This is a genomic window from Rhodococcus sp. 05-2254-6, from assembly GCF_002258565.1.
GTDB lineage: Bacteria > Actinomycetota > Actinomycetes > Mycobacteriales > Mycobacteriaceae > Rhodococcoides.
In genome coordinates, this window is the sequence record NZ_NOZF01000157.1 from 1 (window position 1) to 9,662 (window position 9,662).

Genomic DNA, 9,662 nt, shown 5'->3' on the forward strand with positions numbered 1-9,662 from the left:
CTCGCGCCGCTGTGTACTGACGACGAGGTAATTCTGTGGCACCCCGAGGTGGATTGTAGATGGTGCGTCCTCCGACCTCCAGATCCGTCGTTCCCGGACCGGGCCGTCTCGGCCTCGTCGAAGAAACTGCGCCGTCCGACCTGCGCACCCTCGGCTGGACGGGGGAGGAAAGCCTCGAGCTGCTGTGGTCGCTCTCCCGTGCGCCCAACGCGGACCTCGCACTGCGGACGCTGGTGCGGATGTACGAATTGCTCGGTGCCGGGTGGGCCGAGTTCGACTCGGCACTGCGCACCGACAAGGGCTTCCGCGGGCGTCTGCTCGGTCTCGTCGGCGCTTCGAGTGCGCTCGCCGATCACCTGGTTGCCGACGACAGCACCTGGCGTCTGCTGCTGACCAAGGAAGGTCAGAGCAGCGGAGTCTCGGCGAAGATCGAGCTCCCCACCAAAGCCACCCTGGTCGCGGAACTGCTCGAGGCCGTGGGGGCCGAGCCCGAGACCGGCCCCAACGCCGCACCGGACCTGTACCGCGCGACCGTCACAGGACCGCCCGCGGTGATCGCGCTGCGCAAGAAGTACCGCGACCAGATCATGGTGCTGGCGGCATACGACCTCGCCGCGACCGTCGAGAACGAACCCGTCCTGCCGTACACGGTGGTCGGGTCGCAACTGTCCGACATGGCCGACGCTGCGCTCACCGCTGCACTGGCGGTGGCGGTGGCCACCGTGTGCCCGGACGCTCCGTGTCCGACGCGTCTGGCCGTCGTCGCGATGGGCAAATGCGGTGCGCGCGAACTCAATTACGTCTCCGACGTCGATGTCGTGTTCGTCGCCGAGCCCGCCGACTCGCAGGCGAGCCGCATCGCCGGTGAGATGATGCGCATCGGATCCTCGGCGTTCTTCGAGGTGGACGCGGCGCTGCGGCCGGAGGGCAAACGCGGCGAGCTGGTCCGCACCTTGGATTCGCATGTTGCCTACTACAAGCGCTGGGCCAAGACCTGGGAGTTCCAGGCTCTGCTCAAAGCCCGCCCGATGACCGGCGACATCGCGCTCGGCAACGATTACGTCGACGCGGTCAACCCGATGGTGTGGTTGGCCAGCCAGCGCGAGGACTTCGTGCCCGAGGTGCGCGCGATGCGGCGTCGCGTCGAGGAAATGGTGCCGCCGGAGCTCCGCGAGCGCGAGATCAAACTCGGACGCGGCAGCCTGCGGGACGTCGAATTCGCCGTCCAGCTCCTGCAATTGGTGCACGGTCGAACCGACGAGTCGCTGCGCGTTCTCGGCACGACCGATGCACTGACCGCACTCACCGAGGGCGGCTACGTGGGCCGCGACGATGCCGCGAACCTGACGGCCTCCTACGAGTTTCTCCGGCTGATCGAGCACCGCCTGCAGATGCAGCGAATGCGTCGCACACACACCCTGCCGTCTCAGGACGACGAGGAAGCCCTGCGGTGGCTGGCCCGTTCGGCGCACATGCGACCCGACGGCAACCGCGACGCCCTCGGCGTGCTGAACGCCGAGATCAAGCGCAATGCGCAGCGCATCCGCCGGTTGCACGCCAAGCTCTTCTACCGGCCGCTACTCGACTCGGTGGTCAAGTTCGACTCCGAGACGGTGCGTCTGACGCCCGACGCCGCGACGCGTCAGCTCGCTGCGCTCGGCTACGCGACACCGCAGAATGCGTTGGGCCATCTGCGTGCGCTCGTCGGCTCCGGCACCCGGCGCGGTCAGATTCAGGCCGTGCTGCTTCCGACGCTGCTCGAATGGCTTGCCGATACCCCCGACCCCGACGCCGGACTGCTCAACTACCGCAGGCTGTCCGAATCGGCGGGGGAGCAGACGTGGTTCCTGCGCGTGCTGCGCGACGAAGGCGCAGTGGCACAGCGCCTGATGATCGTGCTCGGCTCCTCGGCCTACGTACCGGACCTGCTGATCAAAGCTCCCGAGGTCATCCGTCTGTTCGCCGACGGACCCACAGGTCCGCGCCTGCTCGATGTCGAGCCGGAAGAGACGTACCGCGCCATCCTGTCGTCCTCGGCGCGGTACGAGGACCCGGTTCGAGCCATCAACGCCGCCAGGGCGCTTCGGCGTCACGAGCTGGCCCGCGTGGCCTCGGCGGACATCCTCGGCATGCTGGACGTCCCTCAGGTGTGCCGGGCCTTGTCCTCGGTCTGGGCCGCGGTCATCAACGCCGCCCTCGCAGCAGCCGTACGCGCCAGCGAGAAGGAACGCGGGGAACCGGCACCGGCAACGCTGGCCGTTATCGGTATGGGTCGCCTCGGCGGCGGTGAGCTCGGCTACGGCAGCGACGCCGACGTGCTGTTCGTCTGCGATCCGGTCGACGGTGCCGACGAGACCGTTGCGGTCAAGTGGGCCAACACCATTGCCGATCGCATCCGCAAACTGCTCGGTGCGCCCAGCACCGACCCGCCCCTCGAAGTCGATACCGGTCTGCGACCGGAAGGGCGAAGCGGACCGGTGGTGCGCACCCTGTCGTCGTACGCCGCGTACTACTCGCAGTGGGCACAGGCCTGGGAAGTGCAGGCGCTGCTGCGCGCACATCAGGTCGCCGGAGACCAGGATCTCGGAATCCGATTCCTGCTCATGGCCGACAAGGTGCGCTACCCCGAGGGCGGCGTGTCCGCCGACGCGGTCCGCGAGATTCGACGCATCAAGGCGCGCATCGACTCCGAGCGTCTGCCCAAGGGGGCCGACCCCTCCACCCACACCAAGCTCGGACGTGGCGGACTGGCAGACATCGAGTGGACCGTTCAGCTCATTCAGCTCAGGTACGCGCACAAAGTCCTGACACTGCACAACACCTCGACCCTGCAGTCACTCGACGCCATCGGTGCGGCCGAGCTGATGAGCGAAACCGACGTCGAATTGCTCAGGGAGGCATGGATCCTGGCGACGAAGGCGCGCAACGCACTGGTGCTGGTCCGCGGTAAGCCGACCGATCAGCTGCCTGCACCGGGAGCTGTGCTCTCCGCAGTCGCGCAGGTGGCGGGCTGGGAGAACGGCGACGCCGGAGCGTTCCTCGACAACTACCTGCGTGTGACGCGTCGGGCAAAGGCAGTGGTGGAGAGGACGTTCGGCGGGAACTAGTCCCCGTCTGCCTCTAATCACTTCCGACGGTGACGAATCCCTGCTGAACCATCCAGTCCCGTGCGACGTCCGCAGGCTCGCGTCCGTCGATGTCGACCTGCTTGTTCAGCTCGGAAATGGCCTCGTTGGTCAACGCGGCCGAGATCGGTGCGGTCACCTCGGCGATCTCGGGGTACTGATCGGCGACCTCCTGGCGGATGATGACGGTCGCGTTGTAGCGCGGGAAGAACGACTTGTCGTCTTCGACGACCGTCAGATTCAGGCCCTTGATACGTCCGTCGGTGGTGAACACCTCACCGAATCGGCACTGAGCGCCCTCGGCCGTGGCCTGATAGATGACGCCGGTCTGCAGAATCTGCACCGGCAACGTGCTGGCGTCGAACCCGTAGGTGGCGGCGAGGCCTGGCAACCCGTCCTGACGACTGTTGAACTCGGTCTCCACACACAGTGCTGCCGCGGCGGGGTCGCTGTTCACCAGCGCCGCGTAGTCGGACAGGGTGCGGACTCCGGTCTCCTGCGCCACCTGTTGATTCATCGCCAGCGCGTACGTGTTGTCCATCGGGGCCGGATTGACCCAGTCGATGCCATTGGCCTTGTCGGCGTCGCGCACGGCCTCGAATTGCTCGGTGGCGTCGGGAATGGGGGTTTCGTTGCCCAGGAAGTTGATCCATCCGGTACCGGTGTACTCGTATGCGACGTCCACCTGACCGCTCTGCATGGCCAGACGCACACTTTGCGATCCGGCGATGTTGGTCAGATCCCGTACGTCGGCTCCGGCCGCGCTCAACGCGAATTCGAGGATGTAGCCGAGGATGATCTGCTCGGTGAAGTCCTTGGATCCCACGGTGAACTGGGCACCTTCGAGGCCGGGGAGCGGGGTGATGCTTCCCGGCTCGACCGACAACGGCATGGCACCGCCGGATTGCAATCCGCATCCCGAGAGCGCCAGGGTTGCCGCGACGCACAGGGCCGCGAGTCGTCGAGTGGTGCGCCGCATCAGCGGAGTCCTTTCGGTCCGAGGAATGCCTCGGCGAGTGCGCCCAGCCAGTCGACCAGCAGTGCGAGAGCAACAGCAAGAACTGCTCCCACCACCAGAATGATCGGCTGGTTGAGCTTGTAGCCGGTATCGATCAACACGCCCAAACCGCCCGCTCCGACGAGGAAACTCAGGGTCGCGGTGCCCACAGCCAACACCAGCGAGGTCCGCAGACCCGCGAGAATGAACGGAACCGCGAGGGGAAACTCGATGCGCCGCAGGATGCCCATGTTCGACATGCCCTGCCCGCGTGCGGCATCGATGTAGTTCGGGTCCACCGTCTGGAAGCCCAGCATGGTGTTCCGCAGAACCGGGAGCAGCGAGTAGAACGCGATGGGCAGAACGCCGGCAGTGAATCCGGTCCATCCGGTGGCCAGGAACAACAGAACGAGCAGTCCGACGGCCGGCGCTGCCTGACCGATGTTGGCGATACCGATGAACAACGGAGCCAGCTTCCGATACCCGGGCCGCGTCAGCAGAATTCCGAGCGGCACCGCGATGGCGAGTACGAGTGCCGTCACGACGAACGTGATCGCCACGTGCTCGCGGACGGCGGTGGTGATGCTGCCGGCGTTGAGGGTGCCCGACTGGGTGGCGGTCAGGTCCCGGCTGAACGTGTAGACCAAGAGCACGGCCACTATGACGAGGATGACCACGGGCTGGATGAGTAGCCGGAGTCGCTCGGCCCGCTTGGCGGCGCGCGCGGTGTCCTTCGTGGTTTCGCCGGCGTCGGCGAGTGCGGTCACGACGGCGTCCCGACGTCGCTGCGCGCCTCGTCGTGATCGTTGGCGTGCTGAGACCGCAGGGATTTGATGGTGTCGATCAACACGTCGATCGTCACGGTGCCGACGTACTCGCCCCGGTTGCCGGTCACGGTGGCCGTCGCATTGCCCTCGGAGAGAAGAGCTTCGAGTGCGTCCTGAAGGGTGGACTGCGTCGAGACCATCTCGCCCATCGGCACACCGACGTCGCGCAGGCTGCCGACCCCCACGAGGTGGCGGCGATCGGTCCAGCGAAGCGGCCGCTTGCGCGCGTCGAGGATGATTCCCCACGCCTCCGGATCGGAGCCGAGAGCGGTGTTCATCGTCTCCACCGAATCGTCCTCGCCGAAGACGGGAACGTCGGACAGTTCGATGTCGCGTACGCGCATCAGGGTCAGCTGCTTCAACGCGGCCCCGGCCCCGACGAATCCGGCGACGGTGTCGTCGGCGGGGTTGGCGAGAACGGCCTCGGGGGTGTCGTACTGGAGAATCGTCGATTGGTTTCCGAGCACCGCGATTCGATCGCCGAGCTTGACGGCCTCGTCGAAATCGTGGGTCACGAACACGATGGTCTTGCCCAGCTCCGCCTGCAGCCGCATCAACTCGTCCTGCAACAGTCCTCGCGTGATCGGATCGACCGCGCCGAAGGGCTCATCCATCAACAGCACCGGGGGATCGGCGGCGAGAGCGCGGGCGACACCGACACGCTGCTGCTGGCCACCGGAGAGCTGACGCGGATAGCGCTGGCGGTACACCGCCGGATCGAGCCCGACGAGATCGAGCATCTCGTCGGTGCGATCGTCGATGCGTTTCTTGTTCCATCCGATGAGCCCGGGCACCATGCCGACGTTCTGCGCGATCGTCATGTGCGGGAACAGACCCGCCTGCTGGATGGAATAGCCGATGGTGCGACGCAACTCGTTGGGGTCGATCGAGAGCGCATCCTTTCCACCGATCGTGATGCGGCCCGACGTCGGTTCGATGAGCCGATTGATCATGCGCATCGTCGTCGTCTTGCCGCAGCCCGAGGGCCCGACCAGAACGACGACCTCGCCGGCAGGAATCGTCATGGACACGTTGTCCACCGCGGCGAGCTTCTGCCCCGGGTAGCTCTTGGTCACGTTCTCGAGCACGATTTCCGCGCCGGAGACGTTGGATGTACGGGTCGAGTCACTCACGGATACCCCTCGAGGTGGTCAGTTTGCCGATCAACACGTAGATCCCGTCCAGGATCAACGCCAGCAGGACGATCAGGACAGTGCCGGTGAGGGCCTGCGGTAGGGCTGTGGGGCTTCCTACGCGAGCGAGCCCGGAGAACAACAGGTTGCCCAGGCCAGGGCCTTTCGCGTACGCAGCGATGGCCAGGATGCCCATGGCCATCTGTGTGCTGATCCGCATCCCGGTCAGAATCGACGGCCAGGCGAGAGGGATCTCGATGCGTCGCAGCACCAGCGTGCGACTCATGCCGATACCGCGGGCGGCGTCGGCGACAGCCGGATCGACTGCCGCGAGACCCACCACGGTGTTGCGGATGATCGGCAGTAGCGAATACAGAACCAACGCGGTCACTGTCGGCCGCACGCCCAATCCCATGATGGGGATGAGAACTCCCAGCAGCGCGAACGAGGGGATCGTCAGGATCGTGCTCGCGAGAGCCGTCGCGATCGCCGACCCAGCGGGGCTGCGGTAGACCAGAACACCGATCGCGACACCGATGACGGTGGCGATGACGACGCACTGAACGACGGCCGAGACGTGCAAATAGGAGTCGATCGCCAACTGCCTTCGCCGTCCGACGATGAATTCCCACAGTGCATCCATGCAGTTGCGTCCTCTGTTCGCCCGTAGCGGATAAATACCTTTACCCCGCGTACCGACAATCAAACGCCGACCGGTCTGAATTCTTCGTCGATTGCCGTAAGCGTTGCCGATCGGTTACTGCCCGGGAACGCAACAACGCCCGGCCGAAAGGATTCGGCCGGGCGTTGTCAGCGTGAAATCAGACGATCACACGTCGTAGTACAGCGAGAACTCGTACGGGTGCGGACGCAGGTTCACCGGAGCGATTTCCTGCTCGCGCTTGAGCGAGATCCAGGTCTCGATCAGGTCGGTGGTGAAGACGCCACCCTCGGTGAGGTAGTCGTGATCGGCCTCGAGCCGGTCGATCACGGCATTCAGCGAGGTAGGTGCCTGAGGAATGTTCTTGGCTTCCTCGGGCGGCAACTCGTAGAGATCCTTGTCGACCGGAGCCATCGGCTCGATCTTGTTCTTGATTCCGTCCAGACCCGCCATCATCTGAGCGGCGAAGTTCAGGTACGGGTTACCCGAGGAGTCCGGCGCACGGAACTCGAGGCGCTTGGCCTTCGGGTTGTTGCCGGTGATCGGGATACGCACAGCAGCGGAGCGGTTGCGCTGGCTGTAGACCAGGTTGATGGGGGCCTCGTAGCCCGGCACCAGACGGTGGTACGAGTTGATCGTCGGGTTGGTGAACGCCAGCAGCGACGGCGCGTGGTGCAGGATGCCGCCGATGTAGTGGCGAGCGAGATCCGACAGTCCGGCGTATCCGGCCTCGTCGTGGAAGAGAGGCTTGCCGTCCTTCCACAGGGACTGGTGCACGTGCATGCCCGAGCCGTTGTCGCCGAACAGCGGCTTCGGCATGAACGTCGCCGACTTGCCGTTCTGCCATGCGGTGTTCTTGACGATGTACTTGAACAGCTGCAGGTCGTCCGCTGCGCGAAGCAGCGTGTTGAACTTGTAGTTGATCTCCTGCTGGCCGCCGGTGCCGACCTCGTGGTGCGCACGCTCGAGCTCGAAGCCAGCGTTCTGCAGGTTGGTCGAGATCTGGTCGCGCAGGTCGACATAGTGGTCGTACGGAGCGACGGGGAAGTAGCCACCCTTGAAACGCACCTTGTAACCGAGGTTCGGGCTGCCGTCGGCCTCGGTCTCGGCTCCGGTGTTCCACCAACCCGAGGACGAGTCGACCTCGTAGAACGCGCCGTTCGCCTGCGAATCGAAGCGCACGGAGTCGAAGATGTAGAACTCGGCCTCGGCACCGAAGTAAGCGGTGTCGGCGATGCCGGTGCTCGCCAAGTACTCCTCGGCCTTGCGTGCGACGTTGCGCGGGTCGCGGCTGTAGGCCTCACGCGTGAACGGGTCGTGAACGAAGAAGTCGATGTTCAGCGTCTTCGCATTGCGGAAGGGATCGACCTGAGCGGTGGCGTAGTCCGGAAGCAGAATCATGTCGGACTCGTGAATGGACTGGAAGCCGCGGACGGACGAGCCGTCGAACGCGAGGCCGTCTTCCAGTGTGTCTGCCGTGAACGCCTTGGCGGCGATCGAGAAGTGCTGCTGTGCACCCGGCAAATCCGTGAACCGGATGTCGACGTATTCGATTCCTTCATCTGCGATGAACTTGATGACCTCTTGGGCCGTGGAAAACGCCACGCTTTTGCTCCTTTGTTGAGTCCGTCGACCTGACGGTATGGACTTGGTGTTGCCCGCCCGTCAAGCTCGTGTTTCGCCCGTGTTACACGTCCTGGCTCACGACTGGCACGGACAACAGTACGTCCAGGTGTTTTCCCGTGTGCCCGACCGCGCCTATCCTTGAAATCATGGCACGAATGACAGGGTCCTGGTTGTCCGGACCGGCCTCGGCGAACCCACGTGAACCCCAGAACTTCCGTGGGGAGGAGTTGGGTCTGCCGCAGCAGGGCGTCGGATCGCTGGCAGGTACCGGACGCAGAGTCCTCGCGCTGGTGCTGGATTGGACGATGGCCACCGGCGTGGCGTCGCTGATTCTCGGCGGATACACCACCAGTGGCCTGATCTCGACGATCGTGCTGGCCGTGTGGTTCGGAGTGGGACTGGTGAGCGTCTCACTGTTCTCGTTCACCCCGGGGCAGTTCGTCGTCGGTGTTCAGGTGGCACGCATCGACGCCAACGCGCGGGTCGGCTTCGTCCGCGCCCTGGTGCGCCAGTTGATTCTGCTGTTCGTCGTCCCGGCCGTCGTGACCGACATGGACGGCCGAGGAATGCACGACCGCGCAACGGGAACAGCCCTGCTGCGGACCCGCTGAGGGGTCGTCGCACCAGGGCTGTTTCGAGTGGTCGTGAGTGCTAGCGGCGCTTCATGGTCCGCTGAACGCCCTTCATCTTGGCTCCGCCGGGAATGGGTCCCTTCGGCATCGCCGGGCCTCCCTTGGTGCCGAGTGCGGACAGCCGCGACTCGATGGTGTCCATGCGCTTGCCGTCGATGTTCTTCGGCAACTTCGACAGGTACTTCTGCAGACCCGACAGCGGAATCTGGTTCTCCTCGTTGCCGACGATGATGTCGTAGATCGGAGTGTCGCCCACCAAGCGGGCGGTCTTCTTCTTCTCCTGAGCCAACAACGACTTCACGCGGTGCGGAGCACCCTCGGCCACGAGGATGACACCGGGCTTGCCGATCACACGATGCACGGCGTCGAGGTGGGTGGTTCCGGCGATCGCGTTGGTCACCCGCCACGACCCCTGCAGATTGTCCAGGGCCCACGCGGCCGCTCCGGCCTGGCCTTCGGTTTCCAGTGGTTCCTTCTCCCCATCGGACTGCTCCTGGGAGTCCTGGTTGCGTTCATCATCTTCGGTCGCCGCGTGCAGAAGTCGGTGTACAAGAAGGCCGACGGCCAGGCCGGAGCGGCCGCGTGGGCCCTGGACAATCTGCAGGGGTCGTGGCGGGTGACCAACGCGATCGCCGGAACCACCCACCTCGACGCCGTGACG

The 9,662-nt window shown here is 65.2% G+C and carries 8 protein-coding genes and 1 pseudogene; 3 read left to right on the forward strand and 6 right to left on the reverse strand.

What is annotated here, in order from left to right; all coding sequences use genetic code 11:
* Positions 1–59: 59 nt before the first annotated feature.
* Positions 60–3,107, forward strand: coding sequence for a bifunctional [glutamine synthetase] adenylyltransferase/[glutamine synthetase]-adenylyl-L-tyrosine phosphorylase (locus CH256_RS21955; protein WP_094670549.1), 3,048 nt, complete (start codon positions 60–62; stop codon positions 3,105–3,107).
* A gap of 13 nt (positions 3,108–3,120) precedes the next feature.
* Here CH256_RS21955 and CH256_RS21960 read toward each other — a convergent pair whose 3' ends face one another.
* The 5 genes from CH256_RS21960 to glnA all read right to left on the reverse strand — a co-directional run bounded on the left by CH256_RS21960 (position 3,121) and on the right by glnA (position 8,348).
* Positions 3,121–4,104 carry a glycine betaine ABC transporter substrate-binding protein gene (locus tag CH256_RS21960; RefSeq protein ID WP_094670550.1) on the reverse strand — a complete coding sequence of 328 codons (984 nt, stop codon included), beginning with the start codon at positions 4,102–4,104 and terminating at the stop codon, positions 3,121–3,123.
* Complete coding sequence (locus CH256_RS21965) at positions 4,104–4,889, reverse strand: ABC transporter permease (protein ID WP_094640150.1); 786 nt, start codon at positions 4,887–4,889, stop codon at positions 4,104–4,106. Before CH256_RS21965 ends, CH256_RS21960 begins: the two co-directional genes overlap by 1 nt.
* Positions 4,886–6,082: an ABC transporter ATP-binding protein gene (locus CH256_RS21970; protein ID WP_037192918.1), complete on the reverse strand. Its 1,197-nt coding sequence runs from the start codon at positions 6,080–6,082 to the stop codon at positions 4,886–4,888. Before CH256_RS21970 ends, CH256_RS21965 begins: the two co-directional genes overlap by 4 nt.
* Complete coding sequence (locus tag CH256_RS21975) at positions 6,075–6,725, reverse strand: ABC transporter permease (RefSeq protein ID WP_037192916.1); 651 nt, start codon at positions 6,723–6,725, stop codon at positions 6,075–6,077. The genes CH256_RS21970 and CH256_RS21975 overlap by 8 nt, the downstream gene beginning before the upstream one ends.
* A gap of 186 nt (positions 6,726–6,911) precedes the next feature.
* Positions 6,912–8,348: a type I glutamate--ammonia ligase gene (glnA, locus tag CH256_RS21980; RefSeq protein WP_032368128.1), complete on the reverse strand. Its 1,437-nt coding sequence runs from the start codon at positions 8,346–8,348 to the stop codon at positions 6,912–6,914.
* Positions 8,349–8,515: 167 nt separating this feature from the next.
* Here glnA and CH256_RS21985 point away from each other — a divergent pair, with 167 nt between their 5' ends.
* Positions 8,516–8,980, forward strand: a complete 465-nt coding sequence (locus CH256_RS21985; protein ID WP_068052146.1) for an RDD family protein — start codon at positions 8,516–8,518, stop codon at positions 8,978–8,980.
* Between the two features lie 40 nt (positions 8,981–9,020).
* Here the strand turns inward: CH256_RS21985 and CH256_RS21990 are convergent.
* Positions 9,021–9,464 (reverse strand): annotated as a pseudogene (locus tag CH256_RS21990) (DUF4191 domain-containing protein); the annotation flags it as partial.
* Between CH256_RS21990 and CH256_RS21995 the strand changes: the two are divergent.
* A partial coding sequence (locus CH256_RS21995) for a DUF4191 family protein (RefSeq protein ID WP_373454857.1) occupies positions 9,357–9,662 on the forward strand: 306 nt, incomplete at its 3' end. The pseudogene CH256_RS21990 and the gene CH256_RS21995 overlap by 108 nt on opposite strands.